Source organism: Amycolatopsis echigonensis, from assembly GCF_002846615.1.
Lineage (GTDB): Bacteria > Actinomycetota > Actinomycetes > Mycobacteriales > Pseudonocardiaceae > Amycolatopsis > Amycolatopsis echigonensis.
Genome location: NZ_PJMY01000003.1, coordinates 5,368,063 through 5,385,350, shown reverse-complemented (window position 1 = coordinate 5,385,350; position 17,288 = coordinate 5,368,063). Strand labels below are relative to the sequence as shown.

General features: G+C 68.5%; 17 protein-coding genes. 4 read left to right on the top strand and 13 right to left on the bottom strand.

Going from position 1 to position 17,288, the window contains the following annotated elements; translation table 11 throughout:
• Positions 1 to 229 precede the first annotated feature (229 nt).
• Complete coding sequence (locus tag ATK30_RS30650) at positions 230 to 1,408, top strand: glycoside hydrolase family 88 protein (RefSeq protein WP_101438444.1); 1,179 nt, start codon at positions 230 to 232, stop codon at positions 1,406 to 1,408.
• On the opposite strand, the gene ATK30_RS30645 is transcribed toward ATK30_RS30650, so the two are convergent.
• The 9 genes from ATK30_RS30645 to ATK30_RS30605 all read right to left on the bottom strand — a co-directional run bounded on the left by ATK30_RS30645 (position 1,395) and on the right by ATK30_RS30605 (position 10,726).
• The gene (locus tag ATK30_RS30645) at positions 1,395 to 2,276 is read right to left on the bottom strand and encodes a fumarylacetoacetate hydrolase family protein (RefSeq protein ID WP_101438443.1); all 882 of its coding nucleotides are present in this window, start codon (positions 2,274 to 2,276) and stop codon (positions 1,395 to 1,397) included. The two genes, ATK30_RS30650 and ATK30_RS30645, sit on opposite strands and share 14 nt — an antisense overlap.
• A gap of 109 nt (positions 2,277 to 2,385) precedes the next feature.
• Positions 2,386 to 3,174, bottom strand: a complete 789-nt coding sequence (locus ATK30_RS30640) for an IclR family transcriptional regulator (protein WP_101438442.1) — start codon at positions 3,172 to 3,174, stop codon at positions 2,386 to 2,388.
• Positions 3,175 to 3,635: 461 nt separating this feature from the next.
• A complete protein-coding gene (locus tag ATK30_RS30635) occupies positions 3,636 to 3,899 on the bottom strand; it encodes a multiubiquitin domain-containing protein (RefSeq protein WP_158242514.1) in 264 nt (87 codons plus the stop codon).
• Between the two features lie 334 nt (positions 3,900 to 4,233).
• Positions 4,234 to 5,343 carry a coiled-coil domain-containing protein gene (locus ATK30_RS30630; protein ID WP_101438440.1) on the bottom strand — a complete coding sequence of 370 codons (1,110 nt, stop codon included), beginning with the start codon at positions 5,341 to 5,343 and terminating at the stop codon, positions 4,234 to 4,236.
• A gap of 299 nt (positions 5,344 to 5,642) precedes the next feature.
• Positions 5,643 to 6,989, bottom strand: a complete 1,347-nt coding sequence (locus ATK30_RS30625; protein WP_101438439.1) for an MFS transporter — start codon at positions 6,987 to 6,989, stop codon at positions 5,643 to 5,645.
• A 44-nt stretch (positions 6,990 to 7,033) separates the two neighbouring features.
• Entirely contained in the window at positions 7,034 to 8,041 is a 1,008-nt protein-coding gene (locus tag ATK30_RS30620; RefSeq protein ID WP_101438438.1) for a 2Fe-2S iron-sulfur cluster-binding protein, read from the bottom strand.
• On the bottom strand, positions 8,038 to 9,009 hold the full coding sequence (locus ATK30_RS30615) for a PdxA family dehydrogenase (protein WP_101438437.1): 972 nt from the start codon (positions 9,007 to 9,009) through the stop codon (positions 8,038 to 8,040). The genes ATK30_RS30620 and ATK30_RS30615 overlap by 4 nt, the downstream gene beginning before the upstream one ends.
• Entirely contained in the window at positions 9,006 to 9,470 is a 465-nt protein-coding gene (locus tag ATK30_RS30610; protein ID WP_101438436.1) for an aromatic-ring-hydroxylating dioxygenase subunit beta, read from the bottom strand. The genes ATK30_RS30615 and ATK30_RS30610 overlap by 4 nt, the downstream gene beginning before the upstream one ends.
• On the bottom strand, positions 9,470 to 10,726 hold the full coding sequence (locus tag ATK30_RS30605; RefSeq protein ID WP_101438435.1) for an aromatic ring-hydroxylating dioxygenase subunit alpha: 1,257 nt from the start codon (positions 10,724 to 10,726) through the stop codon (positions 9,470 to 9,472). Before ATK30_RS30605 ends, ATK30_RS30610 begins: the two co-directional genes overlap by 1 nt.
• A 97-nt stretch (positions 10,727 to 10,823) precedes the next feature.
• On the opposite strand from ATK30_RS30605, the gene ATK30_RS30600 reads away from it, so the two are divergent.
• From ATK30_RS30600 to ATK30_RS30590, 3 genes are all read left to right on the top strand, one after another.
• A complete protein-coding gene (locus ATK30_RS30600) occupies positions 10,824 to 11,573 on the top strand; it encodes an IclR family transcriptional regulator domain-containing protein (protein WP_183126015.1) in 750 nt (249 codons plus the stop codon).
• 305 nt (positions 11,574 to 11,878) lie between these two features.
• On the top strand, positions 11,879 to 12,199 hold the full coding sequence (locus tag ATK30_RS30595; protein WP_101438433.1) for a transposase: 321 nt from the start codon (positions 11,879 to 11,881) through the stop codon (positions 12,197 to 12,199).
• Positions 12,200 to 12,394: 195 nt separating this feature from the next.
• Complete coding sequence (locus ATK30_RS30590; protein WP_101434552.1) at positions 12,395 to 13,468, top strand: IS110 family RNA-guided transposase; 1,074 nt, start codon at positions 12,395 to 12,397, stop codon at positions 13,466 to 13,468.
• Between the two features lie 82 nt (positions 13,469 to 13,550).
• Here the strand turns inward: ATK30_RS30590 and ATK30_RS30585 are convergent, their stop codons facing one another.
• The 4 genes from ATK30_RS30585 to ATK30_RS30565 all read right to left on the bottom strand — a co-directional run bounded on the left by ATK30_RS30585 (position 13,551) and on the right by ATK30_RS30565 (position 17,258).
• On the bottom strand, positions 13,551 to 14,384 hold the full coding sequence (locus ATK30_RS30585) for an IS3 family transposase (protein ID WP_101438432.1): 834 nt from the start codon (positions 14,382 to 14,384) through the stop codon (positions 13,551 to 13,553).
• Positions 14,385 to 14,431: 47 nt separating this feature from the next.
• Positions 14,432 to 14,722, bottom strand: coding sequence for a transposase (locus tag ATK30_RS30580; RefSeq protein WP_101438431.1), 291 nt, complete (start codon positions 14,720 to 14,722; stop codon positions 14,432 to 14,434).
• A 284-nt stretch (positions 14,723 to 15,006) separates the two neighbouring features.
• Positions 15,007 to 15,627, bottom strand: a complete 621-nt coding sequence (locus ATK30_RS30570) for a response regulator (RefSeq protein WP_244194783.1) — start codon at positions 15,625 to 15,627, stop codon at positions 15,007 to 15,009.
• A gap of 11 nt (positions 15,628 to 15,638) precedes the next feature.
• A complete protein-coding gene (locus tag ATK30_RS30565) occupies positions 15,639 to 17,258 on the bottom strand; it encodes a GAF domain-containing sensor histidine kinase (protein WP_158242513.1) in 1,620 nt (539 codons plus the stop codon).
• Between the last annotated feature and the right edge of the window lie 30 nt (positions 17,259 to 17,288).

The following is a 17,288-nucleotide window of genomic DNA, read 5'->3' as shown; positions in this document are numbered from 1 at the left end:
TGGACCATACCTTGACGAACACTGAAGTTGTCAAGAGGCAGTTCGACCTTCACTCGACGCCTGCCCGGCGACCGCCGAGCGGGTTGACTCGGACGCAGGGGGGTGCCTAACCTTTGATCATCACGGCCGAATACCGTTCAGCATTGCTGAACCGTCCTGATCGCGGCCGCCCTTTCCCGAAAAGCGACATCCGTCGCTTCGTCGACCTCGCTTCAGCCACAGGAGAGTCATGGACAGTCAATTCACCGGCGAATTCCTGCCGACCCGGGAAGAAATCGAGGAAATGGGCAGGCGGGTGACCGGCGCGGTGCTCGGTGGTGGCGCCGACCGGGCCGCGCACTACGCCGAGCACGGCCGTTGGGTCTACCGCCCCATCGACGAGGCCAGCCGGTGGGTCGGCACGGACTACGACCACGGCAACTGGACCACCGGGTTCTGGGCGGGGGCGATGCTGCACCTCGCTCAGCTCGGCTGCGCCGACGACGGCCTCGTCGAGCGAGCCCGGACGCTGTCGGCCAAGCTGGACTGCCGGGTGGACGATCACGGCACGCACGACATCGGGTTCATCTTCTGGCCGAGCGCGGCACTGGTCGCCCGGCTGTTCGGCGATCCGGCCGCGGCGTCCTCGGCGTTGCGCGCCGCCGAGGTCCTGGCGAAGCGACGGGTACCCGGTTCGGGCCACCTGCAGGCGTTCGGCGCGGTCGGCGAGGACCGGTCCCGGCCCACCAGCACGATCGACACGATGATGAACCTGCCGCTGCTGTGGTGGGCGCACCACCACACCGGGGCACCGGGATGGGCCGAAATCGCCCGCGCGCACGCCGATCGGACCGCCCGGAGCCTGCTGCGCCCGGACGGCTCCACCTACCACCTGGCGCGGATCGGCGACGACGGCGAAGCGTTCTGGCAGGGCACGTTCCAGGGCGCGGCCGACGACTCCTGCTGGGCCCGCGGTCAGGCGTGGGGAATCGCCGGCTACCTCACCATGGCCTGCGAAACCGGTTCGGCGGAGTACGGCCGGATCGCGGCGCGGCTGCTCGACTTCTACTGCGGAAGCCACGACATCGACTCGCTGACCCCGTACGACCTGGTGGTGGACACCGGCATCCAGGACTCGTCGGCCGCCGCGATCGTCTGCTACGGCCTCGCTCTCACCTTGCGGCGGGACGCGGACCTGGCTCGTCTGGTGGGTGCGGAAGACCGGCTGACCCGCATGTTGCGCGCGCTGCGGCGCGACGCGCTTTTCCAGGACGAGGTCGGCGTGCTCGCCCACGCCTGCTATTCGGCGCCCCACCGGCTCGGGATGGACGGACCCCTGCCGTACGGCGACTACTACTACCTCGCCGCGCTGGCGCTGGTGCGCGGTGTGGCCGACCTCGTCCCGGAGCGGGCGATCAATCCCGATTGAGCTTGCCCGCACCTCGTACCACCGGGGTGCGCAGGGTGCCCACCTCGCCGATCTCGATCTCGACCACGTCCCCTTCGGCCAGGCCGAGATCGAGCTCGGGCACGATCGAGGTGCCGGTGGAGAGCACCACGCCGTCCGGGTAGGTGTTGTCCTGCAAGAGGTACTCGACCAGCTCAGCCGGCTTGCGGTTCATCTCACCGGTGTTGGCGCGCCCGCTGAACACCTCCCGCCCGTCGCGCAGGATCCGCATGCTCAGGTCCAGCTTCAGCGGGTCGTCGATCTCCCAGACCGGCCGCACTCCGGCCGACACCGCGCAGGAGCCCTGGTAGATCTTCGCCTGCGGCAGGTACAGCGGGTTCTCGCCCTCGATGCTGCGCGAGCTGACGTCGTCGACCACCAGGTAGCCCGCGATTTCGCCGCGGCTCGTCAGCAGCAGGCCGAGTTCGGGCTCCGGCACGTTGTTGGGCGAGTCGGCCCGGATGACGATCGGCTGGCCTTCGGTGACCACCCGCCAGGCCGCAGACTTGAAGAACAGCTCGGGCCGCTGGGCGTGGTAGACGCGGGCATAGATGTCCTCGTCCGCGCTTTCCTCGCGGCGGGCCTCCTCCGACCGGCGGTAGGTCACGCCGGCCGCCCACACCTCCATTCGCCCGTCGAGGGGCGGCAGCAACTGCGCACCGGACGCGGGCACGGCCGGTGCGCCGGCGGCCGCGGCGACCAGCTCCCGGATTTCCGTCAGCGGCCGGCCGAGCAGCTCGCTCATGCTGCCTACGGGAAGGGCGCGCAGGCGCTCACCTTCATCGTCCAGCACCCCGACGCGGATGTCCGCCGGATGGCCGGGCTCGGCGAATCGAACAAGATGGGTCACGCTTTTCCCCTTATGCTTCAGCATCTTCGGAGTTCAGCGATACTGAACGCCGTTCAGTATCAGTCAGACACTACGGGCCCACGAGCAACCCGTCAACGCAGGGGGCGGGTCAGCGGGGCCGGGCGCCCACCGGGCGGGGCGGGAGCTGGAGCGGAGGCACGAGGTACTGCGCCGCGAGAGCATGCAGCCGCTCCACGTAGCCCGCGAGAGTGGCGGGACCGGTTTCCCCGGCGAGAGTGGAGATCGAGATCGCGCAGCACGGAACTCCGTTGAGCAGCACCGGAACCGCGACACAGGCGATCCCTGGCTCGTTCTCCTCGAGGTCGAGCGCGTAGCCGCGAGCCCGCGCCTGCTCCAGCGCGTCCTGCAGGTGGGTCCAGCTGAGTCCGGGCAGCGGACCTGCCTTCGTGCCCCCCAGCTGGGCTCGCAACGCCCCGCTGTTCCATTCGTGGCAGGCGAGCACCGCGCGACCGAGCGCGGTGCTCGCCGCCGGGTTGCGGCCGCCGATCTTCGAGCCCACCGTCACCGACCGGTCGGCATCGACCTTCTCCAGGTAGATGATGTCCGCGCCGTCCAGGATGCCGACGTGGCACACCTGCCGGATCTCCTCGGACAACCGTCTGATCAAGGGCAGCAGGCTGGTGCGGAAGCTCAGCTTTTCCTCGTAGGACGCGGCGACCCGCAACGTCTCGCCGCCGAGCCGGTACCGGCCGCTTTCCCGGTCCTGCGTGACGAAACCGCGGTGCCGCAACGCGGACAGGGTGAGGTGGGCCCCGCTCTTGGGACTGCCGAGTGCCTGCGCGATGTCCACAAGGGACAGACCGTCCGGTCCCTTCTCGCCGAGCAGCTGCAGTACGGCGAGCGCCTTGTCCACGCTGCGCACCGGTGATTCCGCCACGTCCGGTCCTTCCTGTGCTGCTGAATGGCATTCAGTATAGTTGGACGCAGCCGCCGCGGTTCAGTCCGTGGACAACAGCGGAGATCGGCGTGCTCAAGGCCCAAGCCGAGCGGGCCCGACAGGACCACCCGGTCGACGAGTTCCCTTCCAGGCCGGCCTGCATCATCAAGTCCACCTGACTGAGGGCTGCGTGCTGGGCATCACTCCCCCACCGGGCACTGCGCCGTTCTCCGGCCGGCGTTGTCCAAGGCCCCTCAGCCGCTGACCAGTCAGGCCGCCGAATAAGACCGGCGGCCGGCCCGCCGGCGAATTCCGCCGCAATCGATACAGCCTTCGCGCGGGCCGGCGACTTGCCGGGGGCCGACCTGGGTGCCGATCGATGCGGGCTCCGGGGTATGCCCGGCGCAGCAGGGTTTCCTCCTGCGCCAGGCGCACCGCGAGCCGATTCGGCTCCGTCATCATCAGCCCCGCTTGAACTGCGCTCCGGGCACCAGGTGAACCGTCTCATCGGGTGCGACGGTCTTGCGGGTCCCGTCCGGCAGGATCTGGATCAGTCCGTCGCTCGAGCTGATTCCGGCGAGGACCATGATCTCCGCGCCGGTGATGGTGGGATGCTTGTGCTCGCAGGTCGTACCGTCGACGTCGAACACGAACCCGGTCCGCTGTTCCCCAGGGTGACGTCCCGGGGTGTCGTCGATGTCGGCACCGGTGTGGGTGGCTGACACGTCGTCGCCTCCTCTGATCGGCCCGCCGTTTGCGGGCTTTCACTAAGAGGTCGTCGGCCCCGTCGGTTCCACACCCCCTCTTCGGGAAGATCTTGCAACTCTTTGCTCATTCGCGCGTACGTGAGCTCGACGGTGCGCGGCGCGATCGCAGCCAACCGGCGGGCAAGCCCTTCCTCGTAGGTCGTGACCACCACCTGGTCGACAGCACCCGCTTCGGCGGCGAGCAGGAGCGTTCGTGCGATGGTGGCACGGCGGCGGGGGTCGAGGTGCTCGAGGGGTTCGTCGAACCAGATCGTCGATGCGCGCGCCAACGTCCTCGTCAGGAGCAATCTGGTCACCAATAGGGCAGTCGCGCGTTCGCCTCCGCTGAGGTCACCGAGGCCGTGACCTCGGCGACGGCTTCCTCGCGCGCCGCTGTCAGAAGGTCGTTCTGCTCATTTCCGGCCCGGCGGAGGTTCGCAGCCTTCCGCTTTGCTTCCGGCAGCCGAGCGCCGAGTGCGCCGTGTTTCTCGGCGAGCTCGGACGCCAGCCGGCGTGCCTCGGCCAGCTCGACGGTTGCGTCCGGGCCCGGGTCCTCGTTGTCGGGTTCGATCGGAGTGTGCAGGCCGTTCAGGGTTCGCCCGAAGTCCGCGATCGTTTCGAGCCGCTGTCGGACGGATGCGGTTTCCCGTTGCCGGCGTTCGACTTCGGTGCGTGCGTGAACGCCGAGGTCGCCGTGCGAGGCGAGTGCGGCGTCGCGCTCGGCCGCGCTGAGTGGCCGCAGGCAGGTTGGGCACTCGGTGGTCGCGGCACCGAGGAGATCGGAGGCGTTCGCGGCTGCGGCCGACGCGACTTCGGCAGCCGGCCGGGCATCCGGACTCTCCTGCAGAGCTGCGGCAGCTTCACGCTCACCGTCGGCCAATGCGCGCGCCGGATCGTGCGTGCCGACATCCAGCACGTCGGTCATCTGCGCAACCGGCTCGCGCACCCGATCGCCGTAGGCCTGTGCGTCGCGACGATATCGCTCCCACGCTGCGGCGCACGCCGCAGTGGCTTCGAGATCACCAATCCGGGCTTCAATGACGTTTCGTTCCGCAGCTGCAGCCTCGACTCCGCGCTCGAGGGCGGCCACCTCTCGGTCGGCTTCGGCGACGGCCTCGTCGGTCGCTACGAGATCGTCGCGGATCGACTTGATCTTCGCAGTCAAAGCGCCGCGTCGTTCTTTGAGCTGTGAAGCGGCATCGAGAAGCGGCTGAACACCGAAGACGTCCGCGAGGTGGTCGCGGATGGGAAACCCGCTGTCTTTCCCCGCCGTTCTGGTGCCGAAGATGAGGGCATCCAGCAGGCTCGGCCGCGCCGACCAAGCTTCACGCAGAATCGCTTCGTACTGAGGCTCGTCGATCGCGGCGCCGCCGACAGTCGCGGCGAAAGTGGCGCCTCCGGTTCGTTTCAGAGTTCGCGTCACCTGCAAATCGGGATACCCGGGCAGGTCGAGGCCGAGCTGGCCGCACCCTGCTGGACCGTAAGGCCGGCCCAGCAGGGATGAGCGTCACGCAGCAGGCGGTGAGCGGTCGCCAGGCTGACGATTCCCAACGCGACCGCCACGGTGCCGACCACGAACGGGACGTAGAGCGCACCTCCGGGAACACTGCGGCTCGCAACGAACCTACCAGCGACCACCCTCCGCGGCTCCTCGCCTTGCGTGCGAGCTGATGCGCGTACACAGCACGTCCGGTGAACCGCGCGATCATCGGTCGAGACCGGTCAGCGGGCGGCGGCTTTGTTGCTCCGACCGAGGTAGAGCACCAACGCCCCGCAGACCGCCGAGGGCACCACGAGCGCGAGGAACACCTGCTGGGCGCTCCAGCCACCGCCGAGTGCCGCGCCGATGATCAGCGGCCCGAGGATGCCGCCGACCCGGCCGATGCCCAGCGCCCAGCCGACGCCGGTGGAACGCACCTCGACCGGATAGAAGACCGTGGCCAGCGCGATCACGCTCTTCTGCCCGCCGCTGACGCCGCACCCGATCAGGAAGATGGCGATCAGCAGCACCCACACCGGCGCGCCCAGTGCGACAGTCATCAGCGCCAGGAAGCCGCAGCCCGCGAAGTAGAGCGTCGCCAAACTGCCGAAAGCGCCGAGCCGGTCCATGGCGGGCCCGACCGCGAACGCCACCGCGATGCCGCCGATCGTGGTCATCGATGAAGCGGTCGCCAACGTTCCGCTGGAGTAGCCGTGCTCGGCGAGGATGGTCGGTACCCAGCTTTGCAAGCCGTAGAACATCGCCAGGTTCAGCGCGAAAACGATCCACAACAGCACGGTGCCGACCAGCTGCCCGCGCGAAACGAGCTGACGCAGCTTCACCCGTTTCCCCTCGGTGAAGTTCCCGGCCTCGATCTGTGGGTCGCTGAGCACTGGCAGCGAATGATCGATCCTGCGGAACACCTGGTACGCCGCCGCCTGCCGGCCGCGGCGAATCAGGAAGGACAGCGACTCGGGTAACCACGCCACCAACGCGACCACCAAAAGCAGCGGAAGCGCCGCGCCGACCGCGAAAACCGAACGCCAGCCGTAGCCGGGGATCAGCCAGTCTGCCGCATAGTTGGCCACGACGAAGCCGATCGAGAAACCGACGTAGATCGCGAGCACGAAACTGGCCCGCAATCGTTTGGGACTGTACTCGGCGGTGAGCGCGATCGTGCTCGGGGTGGTCGCGCCCAGCCCGATGCCGGTGACGAACCGCAGTGTCAGGAGTTGCTCGGGGTTCTGCACCCAGACCGAGGCGAGCGTGCTGAGCGCGAACAGCAGTGTTCCGGCGACGACGAGCCGTTTGTGCCCGAACTTGTCCGAGAGCGGCGCGATCACCAGGTAGCCGACCATCAGGCCGACCAGTGCGGCGGAAAAGATCGGCCCCATGTCGGCCTTGCTGAGCGCCCATTCCTTGGTGATCGCCGGCGCCATGTAGTTGATCGCCTGGGTATCGAATCCGTCCAGGAACATCACCAAGCCGCAAAGCAGCACGATGCCTCGCTGGAACCAGCTTGACCGTCGTTCGTCGATGAACCCGGGCAGCCGCAACGTCTGCGACCGGCCGGTGGTACTTGCTGACATGGAAACCTCCACGGCGGGTGGGAGTGGGAGACGAGCTCGGTGGCTTACCGGCCGGCCACGCGGGCGCCGGTGGCAGGGACGAAAGCGTCGGCGTGGAATCGTCCGGGATCGAGACCGCGTTCCCGCGTCAACGTGTCCAGAGCCGTGACAGTCATGCTTTCGCTGCCGCAGGCGTAGACGTGGTGCTGTCCCAGCTCGGCGTAGTCGGCCAGGACCGCGTCCTGCACCCAGCCGGCGGCACCGGTCCAGCCGGCGTCGGCGCGGGAGAGCACGGGGGTGAAGCGCAGCCAGGGATGACGCCGGGTCCACTCCGCCACCGTGTCGGCGAGGTAGAGGTCGTGGGGGGTCCGGCCGCCCCAGTACAAATGGACCGGGGTCGTCAGCCGCCGGGCGATGCGGTCGAGGATGACGGAGCGCATGGGGGCGAAGCCGGTTCCGGTCGCCAGCAGCAGGATCGGTTCGGCGGAGTCCTCGACGACGAACTCGCCGAACGGCGCCTCGATCTCCACGGTGTCGTGGAATTCCAGCTGGCTCAGGATCTTCGCTGAGAACACACCACCCGGCTCGTGGCGGACATGCAGTTGAGCCATGTCGTTGTGGTGCGGGACGTTGGCCAGCGAGTACGACCGGGTGTCGCCGTCGTCGAGGATGATGTTGAGGAACTGTCCGGCGCGGAACGGGGTTCGCCGCCCGATCGGGTAGCGCAGGTCGAGGATTGTCACACCGGGAGCGACCTGACGCCTGCGGTGAACGGTGGTCGTCAAGCGCTTCCGCATCGGTGGCGTGCTCGCCGTGATGCGGCGTGGGCTGATTTCGACATCGCCGGCCGGGCTGGCCCGGCACAGCCGGATGCCATCGACGGGGCCACGAACCGTGCCCGTGCCGGGGACGGTGATCGGACCGGCGGTGATGCCACCGAGGCAGGTGTCGCACACGCCTTTGCGGCAGGAGTACGGGATCGCCCAACCGGCCGCCTCCGCGGCGTCGAGCACGGTCTGTCCTGGCTCGCACGGGAATGCGATGTCGGTGTCAGTGACGGTGATGGTGTTCATCGCGTCGCGGCCTCCTGCGGTGTGTTCTCGAACAAACTCAGTGCGGACAGCAAGGCGCTCGGATCGGCGGTGCCCTGGCCGGCGATGTCGAAGGCCGGGCCGTGGCCGACGCTGGAAAACGGGACACCGGCGCCGATGGTGATCGCGACCGCGCCACGGCCGGCCAGCAGCTTGACCGGGATGTGGCCCTGGTCGTGGTACATCGCCAGGTAGCCGTCGCGATCCGGAGCGCCGAGCAGGACGTCCGCACCGACCGGGTCGGAGATGTCGACGCCCGCGGCTCGCAACCGTCCGGCGGCCGGGGTCGTGATCCGGCGATCGTCCTCGCCGAACAGGCCGCCTTCGCTCGCATGGCAGTTGATCCCGAACATGCCGAGCCGGGGAGCTGAGATGCCCATCGATTCGAGTGCGCGGTGCAATGCGAGGCCGGCGTCGGTGACCAGCTCGACACTCAACCGCCGCAAGGACTCTGCCATCGAGACGTGCAGCGTGACGTGGGCGACGCGCAGGCCGCCGCCGACCAGCATGAGAAAGACACGCTCCTCGGGGACGCCGGTGAGCTCGGCGATCAGCGGCGGGTATCCGGCGAAGGAGATGCCGGCGTCGCGCACGGCGGTTTCCGAGTGCGGGCCCGCGACGATGCCGCGAAAGCCGCCGCCACTCGCGAGCCGAACGGCGGCCCTGGCGTAGGCGATGGTCGCGGCGCCGGCCTCGGCTCGGACTTGCCCGACGCGCAGCTCACCGGCCGAGAGCACGCCGATGTCGATCACGTCGCACACCCCGGCCTCGGCGATCGCTCCAGGCTCGGCTTCGCGCACCCGCAGCCCGCAGGCCTCGGCGGGCCCCTCAACGGCACACCGGTCCCCCACGATCACCGGTGCGGCGGTGCCGAGTCGCGCCACCGCTTTCGCGGCGATTTCGGGCCCGATGCCGTTCGGGTCACCGGTGCTGAGGAGAAGACGGCTCACAGCGGGAGCACCAGCAAGGTGTCGGTGCGGGAGCTGTCGCAGACCACGACCCGTTTCGTGAGCAGTGCCTTGCCGTCGGAGAAGACGTACTCGTCGAGGTAACGCCCGCTGGCGAAGACGTCGGTGGGTCCGTTGCCGGTGATCCGCACGACCAGGAACGAGGTCTCGCTGGTCGCCCCGTCCGCGCGCTCGTCGAGGAGCGCGGGCTGGCCGAGCAGGTGGCGATAGGAGTGTGGCTCGTAGATGTTGGCTTCCTTGAGCGCGGAGATCCGGTCCTTGAGCATCGCCTTGTTGTCGGCCCAGATGATCCCGGCCGGCAGACCGCGGCGGTGGTTGTCCGCGGTGGTCACCTTGTAGAAGGCGTCGTCGGTGAAGTGTTCCGGCCAGTCTTCGATCGGGCCGTCGTCGATCGCGCGGACATAGCTGCCCTGCGCCCGGGTGATCATGGTGAACGGGTCCATCACGCGCCCTCCTCGACGGTGAAGCCCATCGCCTCGCGGTAGACCTTCCAGAAGCCGCGGATCGACGCCTCGGTGACCCGGCTCTCGCTGGAGACCGCCTGGTCACCCCCCATCTGGACGGTGGCGAACTCGCTGCCCGCACCGGCGATGCCCCGCTGGACGAATCCGCCGATGGCACCGTCTTCCATCGAGACGTACCCGGCCGGACCGACCAGATTGGACTGTTTCATCCGGATGAGCCGCTGCTGCTCGGTGTCGTCGGCGAACCCGAGGTAGGTCCAGTTCAGGCTGGTCGAGTCGACTCCGGTCGGCAGCACCTGGCGGACAGCGATGGCGTTCTGGATCTGCTGCAGCACGAAGCCCGGTGAGACCGAGAGGATCTGCAAGGTGATGTCGTCGCCGACCTCGCTGAAGCTGTCGACCAGGGACGGGTCTTCGAGCTGGTATTCGCTGTCGGAGCGGATCTTCTGGCTCTTGTAGTGTTCGCCGCTCTCCGCGTCGCGGTTGATCGCCGACCAGCTCACGTGGTGGCCACCGTTCTCGGAGACGATGATGCCGCCCTTCTGGTTCAGCTTGTTGAGCCCGAACGTGGTGAAGAACAGGTGCAGGATGCTGGCGTGGTAGGAGTCCTTGACGTTCTCCATGTAGAGCTTCCAGTTGTTCGGCAACGTCTGGGTGAAGCGTCCGAGCACAACGGGGCTCCGTCCACCGAGGACTCGTTCGATCCGGTCGAGGATCTCCTGCCCGAGGTACTCCTCGATCTCGGCGACGTCGTTGTCCAGGCTTCCGAAGATCAGGCCGTGGACGTTCGCCAGGCGCAGCCTGCGTGGGCTGTGCGCGGCCTTGCAGAAGTCCTTGCCCATGCCACCCTTGCCGTTGATGCCCTCCTCGAACGCGACCCCGGTGAGGTCGCCCTGGAGGTTGTAGGTCCAGGCGTGGTAGACGCAGGTGAAGTCCTTGGCGTGTCCGTAGTGCTCCATGGCGATCAGCGAGCCGCGGTGGGCGCAACGGTTCTCGAAGGCGTAGATCTGGTCGTCGACGTCGCGGGTCACGAGCACCGGCTGTTCACCGATGAAGGTGGCGCAGAAATCGCCCGGCTCGGCCAGCTCGGCCTCGAGGCACAGGTAGCTCCAGAACGGGCCGTGGAAGATCTTCTCCTGCTCAGCCTCATAGACGTCTTCGTCTTGGAACACCCAGTAAGGCACCTCGGTCAGCGACCTGGGCCAGCTTCGCCGGGACGGTGTCGTGACAGTCATCGCACTCCTTCTTGTTCGCATACCGAACACGTGTCTATCATCCGAACACCATGTAGTAGAATCGCCGCTGTCCCGGATGTCAAGGAAAGATGTGCGCATGACCGCAGAGGTAATGGCAGGACTGGCTAAGGGGCTCGCTGTACTGGAGGCGTTCGGAGCGTCGTCGCCGCGGCTGACGATCAGCGACGCCGCCCGCGCCACCGGCCTGAGCCGGGCCGCCGCCCGCCGCTGCCTGACGACCCTGACAGAGCTCGGGTACGTCACCTTCGACGGCAAGTTCTTCTCCCCCACGCCACGGGTCCTGCGCCTCGGCGCGACCTACGACGAGTCCGTCCAGCTGCCACAGCTCGCGCGGCCGCACCTCGCCGCCGTGCGCGACGCCGTGGACGAGTCGGCCTCCCTCGCGGTCCTCTCGGCGGGCGAATCGCTCTTTGTCGCGCGAAGCGAGGGCACGCGCATCGTCAACGCGGGCGTACGCGTCGGGGCCCGGGTGCCGCTCTACGCCTCAGCTACCGGGCGCGTCCTGCTCGCGGGCCTCTCCGACGACGAGCTGAGCGATTACCTCGACTCAGGCGACTTCCCCGCGCGCACACCGAAAACGCCGGTGACCGCGGAGGACATCAAACGACGCGTCGAGCACGCACGCACCGAAGGCTTGGCCATCAGCGACGAGGAGCTCGAGCTGGGACTGCTCTCCATCGCGGTGCCAGTCACCGACCCGGCCGGCCACGTGGTCGCCGCGATGTCGGTGAGCACCTCCGCCGCCCGAGCGTCAGCCGAAGAGCTGCGAACCCGGTTCGGGCCGATCATGAAGCAGCACGCGAGCCTGCTCGGCCGCCAGCTCTGAGGTCGCTTCGGGTGCACCGCCACCAAACCGAGTCACGTCCTGTGCTGCAGTGACGGGACAGCCTGGCCGGCGGATTCCGCGGCAGCCGGCCTGCGACACAACGGCCAACCGGCGGGTTTCCGGACGGTCGCTGCAAACGCGTCGCTGCAGCTCGTCCAGGTCCTGCCCTGTGCACGCCACGACGGCCGACTGGCACGACGGGCCCTGCCCGCCTCTCGACACATCGGAGCCGGATTCTCGCGCAAGGTGGGCGTGACCCGTTTTGACGGACATCGGAGATCAGGGGGCGCGAGCCTCCGGGAAGGATGTCCCTCATCATGGAGACCATGGGCAAGAAGAAGCCTCGACCTCGTCGTTCGTTCACGCGGGAGTTCAAGGCCGAGATCGTCGAGCTGTGCCAGCGCGGCGACCGTTCGGTGGGTCAGGTCGCGAAGGATTTCGACCTGACCGAGACAGCTGTGCGGCAGTGGGTCGCCCAGGCCGAGTTGGATGCGGGAACCCGCACCGACGGGCTGACCAGCGACGAGCGGGAGGAGCTGGCCCGGTTGCGGCGGGAGAACCGCCGGCTCTCGGAGGACGTGGAGATCCTCAAACGAGCGACAGCTTTCTTCGCGTCAATGTCATGATCTTGGTGTCCGGCAGGGTTCGCTCGTTTCTTCGCTGCCCCAGGCGACTGGTGGCTTGTCCTGATGTGCGGCCCCGCCGGACACCCGCTGGGCGAGGATGTGGCTTCATAGGAGCGCGCCGCAGGCCCGATTGACGCGTGCCCGCCTCGCCCGATGGTGTCATCGGTCTGCGAGGAAAGGGAACCCGGGTTGAGCATGGTCGTGATCGGTGTGGATGCGCACAAACGCAGCCACACGCTGGTAGCCGTTGACGGGATCGGCCGGAAGCTGGCCGAGCGGACGGTCGGCACCACCAGCGAGGACCACTTGAAGATTGTGGAATGGGCCGGCCAGTGGCCGAACGCGCGCTTCGCGGTCGAGGATTGCCGGCATGTCACACGCAGGCTGGAACGTGACTTGCTGAGCGCCGGGTGCGCGGTGGCGCGGGTGCCCACCCATCTGATGGCCGCGTCCCGTCGCAGCGGGCGCGCGCCCGGGAAGTCCGACCCGATCGATGCGTTGGCAGTGGCGCACGCGGCTCTGCGCGAGCCAGACCTGGCCGTCGCGCAGCTGGATGGGCCGACTCGCGAGGTGAAGCTGCTGGTCGACTACCGCCACAACCTCGTCGAGCAGCGCACGGAGCTGATCAATCGGTTGCGCTGGCACCTGCACGAAATCGACCCGAACTTGCATGTCCCCGCGCGTGGTCTGCGCCGTTACTGCGTCATCGATGAGTTGGCCCGCCGCCTGGCCGGCCGCGACGGTCTTGTGGCGCGCATCGCCCGCGAACTGCTGGCTCGCTGCCGGGAGCTCACGATGCAGATCAACGCCCTGGAGCGTGAACTGCGTGACCGGGTGCGCGTCCTGGCGCCCACGCTGCTGGAAGTCCCCGGCTGCGGGGTTCTGGGCGCCGCGGTTATCCTTGGGGAAACGGCTGGGGCGCAACGGTTTCGCTCGAAGGACGCTTACGCCCGGTTCAGTGGAACCGCCCCGATCCCCGTCTGGTCGGGCAGCAGCTCTGGCAAGGTCCGGCTCAATCGCGGCGGCAACCGCACCATCAACTGCGCCCTGCACATGATCGCCATCACCCAGGTTCGAGGCATCGGACCGGGCAAGGACTACGTCGACAAGCTCCTCGCGCGCGGCAAGACCCGCAAAGAGGCCATCCGCCTGCTCCGGCGACGGCTCTCCGACGTTGTGTTCCGCGCACTTCTGGCCGACGAGCACCGTGCCGCGCCGGCCAAGCGGCCGACCACAACCGAATCTGCACCGCTGCCGCAGGCGGCTTGACATAGGGGCTTGACATAGGAGCATCAAGGAGATCCGGTGAACGTGAGCTTCCCCCCGTTCGCCGGACACGGCGGGTGTGGGGTCAGGCCGCCGCGTCTGGTGGCTGGTTGAGGGCCTCAAACGTGGCGGGGCTGCGCATCCCGATCTTGGAGTGTCTCCGTTTCGGGTTGTACCAGCACTCTATCCATTCGAATATCGCGTTGGCAAGTTCGTCGCGGGTTTTCCAGGTTTTCGAGTCGAGAAGTTCGAGCTGAAGAGTGCCCCAGAACGATTCCATCATGGCATTGTCGTAACAGTCACCAATGGTGCCCATGGATGCGAGCAGCCCGGCGGCGCGGAGGCGTTGCCCGAAAGCCCATGAGGTGTATTGCGAACCGCGGTCGGAATGCAGGATGGTTTTGCCGCCGTCGGGTTGGCGGCGGAGAATGGCCATGCCGAGAGCGTCGGTGACCAGTTCGGTGCGCATATGATCGGCGGTGGACCAGCCGATGATGAGCCGCGAGTAGGCGTCCATCACCGCGGCGCAGTAGATCCGGCCCTCCTCGGTGGGGTGTTCGGTGATGTCGGTGATCCACAACCGGTCCGGGGCGTCGGCGGCGAAACGGCGGTTGACCAGGTCAGTACTGGGTTGCCCGGCCGGGTCGCGGACCGTGGTGTGGTGGCGCCGGCGCCGGTAGAGGCCCTGGATGCCGGCCTCGCGCATGAGCCGCTCGACGCGTTTGAGGTTGACCGGCAAGCCCAGGCCAAGGGTGAGTTCGGCGTGCACCCGCGGCGAGCCGTAGGTGCCGCGGGAATCGGCATGGATCTGTTCGATGTATTTCAGCAAAACCGCGTTCTCCTCCTCACGGATCGAGAGCGGCCGGTCGCGCCATTCGTAATAGCCGGAGCGGGACACGTTCAATACCCGGCAGGCCACCGCGACGTCGATACCGTCCGCGGCCAGTTCATGGACCAGCGGGAAGGTTACTTTGGGAGGATGTTCTCCCGCGCGAAGTACGCCGCCGCGCGTTTCAGGATCTCGTTCTCCATCTCGAGCTGCCGGTTCTTCCGTCGCAGCTCGGCAAGCTCCTTCTTCTCCGCACTGGTCAGCTTCGTGGCCGAGCCGTTCTCGTCGGCGTCGGCCTGGGCCATCCAGTTGCGCAGGCAGGACTCGCTGATCCCCAAGTCCTTCGCCAGCGCGGCGACCGGTTTGTCGCCCAGACGGGCCAGCTCGACGGCACGCTGACGAAACTCAGGCGGGTGTGGTGCAGGCATCGGAACATCCTCCCTGGTGACCGGCGGTCACCTCAGGTCAGGTGTCCGGACGACCGGGGGAAGCTCATTCTTCCGCAGCCGTCAGCAGCGCGGTGGTGCCCTTTCCCGTCGTTGGGCCGCGAAGTCGACGTCCCCGATCGAGCGGGTCCGCAGCGGCAGAGCAGCCCGGGGCGCCAACGGAACTGCCTGCAAGGCGGCGGCTGCGGCCCCGAGGCCCTGGAGCCGCTCGGTGGAGGCGACCACTGGGATCCGGCTGTGCCCGGGCAGGACAGTGGTGAGCATTGCTAGTCCAGTAGGTGCAGGTCCGAAGCCAGCCGGACCAGCTCGGCGCGGCGGTGGACGTTGTGCCGCCTCAGCATCGACGCGATGTGGTACTTCACCGTGTGCGGGCTGATGTGCAACTGCTCGCCGATGTCGTAATTGTTCTCCCCACGGCCGATGCCGCGCACAATGTCCAGTTCCTGCTCGCTAAACGCGGCCGATGAGTGTGCACTGTGGACCCTGCGTTGCAAGAGCTCGTTGGCGATGCGGGGTTCGAACCAGCTTCCGCTCGCCTTGATCTCGCGCAGGATCGCCGGCACCCGGCCCAGCGAGGTCTCCTTCAGCACGTATCCGGACGCCCCTGCCTCGATGGCCTGGGCCAGCAGCTCACTGTTGCCGTACGCGCTGAACAGCACCACCGACAAGTCCGGGTGCCGCGCAGTGAAGGTCCGGCACAGATCGATCCCATTGCCGCCGTCGCGTTCGCCGATGCGCAGATCGAGGATCGCGACGGCCGGGCGCAGCCGGTCGACGAGGTCCGTGCCGTCGGCCACCGTCGTGGCCCCACCCAGGTACTCGAGGTCAGGCTCGCGATCGGCCATCGCCCGCAGGCCACCGTGAACCACGTCGTGGTCGTCGACCACGCAGAACCGGATCACTGCTCCCCCGTCCCGACGCGCCCCTGGGTGGGGACCGTCGCCGTCACCGTCGTGCCGCGGCCCCCGGCCGGTCCGACCGCCAGGCGGCCGCCCAGCCGCTCGATCGCCGCTCGCATGGCGCTCATCCCGAAGTGCCCGGCCACCGCACCGCAGGTGGCCTCGTCGAACGTCCCGTCGTCGGTCACCTCGATGCTCACGACGTGCGGCCCGGTGGTCACCACCCGGACGGTCACGGTCGCGCCCCCGGAGTGCCGTTCGGCGTTCGCCACCGCTTCCTCCCCCACCTTCACCAGCGCGCCGGCGACCTCGCCCGACAGTTCGACGTCTTCGCCCTCCAGCTCCAGGGCCCGCCGAACACCGCGGTCAGGCAGGCGGTCGACGCGCTCCAGGACCTCCGACGCGTACGTCGCGGCGGGCGGGCCCACGGCGACGAGGGAGCCGAGTTCGCCGCGCAGCCGGATCATGCACGACTCGGCCGCGCGCGCGATCGCCGCGAGCCGGGAGGCGGTGTCCGGGTCCTGCGCGGTGAACCCCGCCTGCTCGGCTTCGAACCCGATGGTGACGAGCCCCCGGACCACCGAGTCGTGCAGGTCGTAGGCGACCTGCTCCCGGACCGTCCGCTCGATCGCCGCCAGCCGGTCGCGTTCGGCGAGCCGTCGGCGCAGGCCCAGCGAGGCGTGGCCGGCGAACTCTTCGAGGAGGTCTTCGTCGACCGGGGTGAACGCGCGCATGCGCCGGTCGCCGACGTAGAGCACCGCGGCGATCTCCGGGCCGACCGTCACCGGGACCGCCATCGCCGAAATGATGCCCTCGCCCTTCGTCTCGCTGACCGGCGCGGCCTGCAACCGCGAGTCGTCGGCGTAGTTCGCCGAGCGGATGGGCTTGCCGACCTGCCGGGCGAGCCCGCCGAGGCCCTGTCCGAGTTGCACGCGCAGGCTGCGGAACGCCACGGTCCGGATGCCGAGCATCTGGTCGAAGACGAACGTGCCTGGCCCGTTGTCCGGGACAGCGAGGTAGGCGACCTCGGATCGCAACAGGTCGCGCGCCGACGTCAGCACGGCCGACAGCGCGGCGGGCACGTCCGAACCGTCGACGGCCGCCTCCGCGACCAGCCGGGCCGCGGCCCGCAGGTCACGGTCGAGTTGCCCCGCGCCGGACCGCCTCGCGTGCCGCAGTGCCCGGACGATCGCGGTGCGGTAGTGCCGCCGCAGGGCCTCGTCCGCCAGCGCCCCCGGTCCGGGCACCGGCACCCCGAGGTTCCCGACGACGACCACGCCGGTGCCGTGGGCGTCGCGCCACGGCACCGCCACGCTCCCCTCGAGCCTCGCCGTGTGGCGACGCAGCTGGGAGTGGATTTCGAGCTGGGCCAGTGCGGCTGGTTCCCGCCGTGGCAGCGGTCGGCTGGTGACCACCGGCTCGTTCGGGAGGAACGGGTCGCCCCAGCCGGAACCGGCCGAAAGGACCGTGAGTGGTGCGCCGGCTCGCCGCGGCTGGTAGAGGACCACGCTGAGGTCGGCGCCGAGGAGGGCCTGGATCTCGTCGAGGATCGGGCGCAGGCCGTCGTCGATCGCCCGCAAGCCGCCCCCGTCGACGAGGTAGTCCACGAGCACCGTCACCTCCCCTCCCCACCAGCGTCGCACACGACC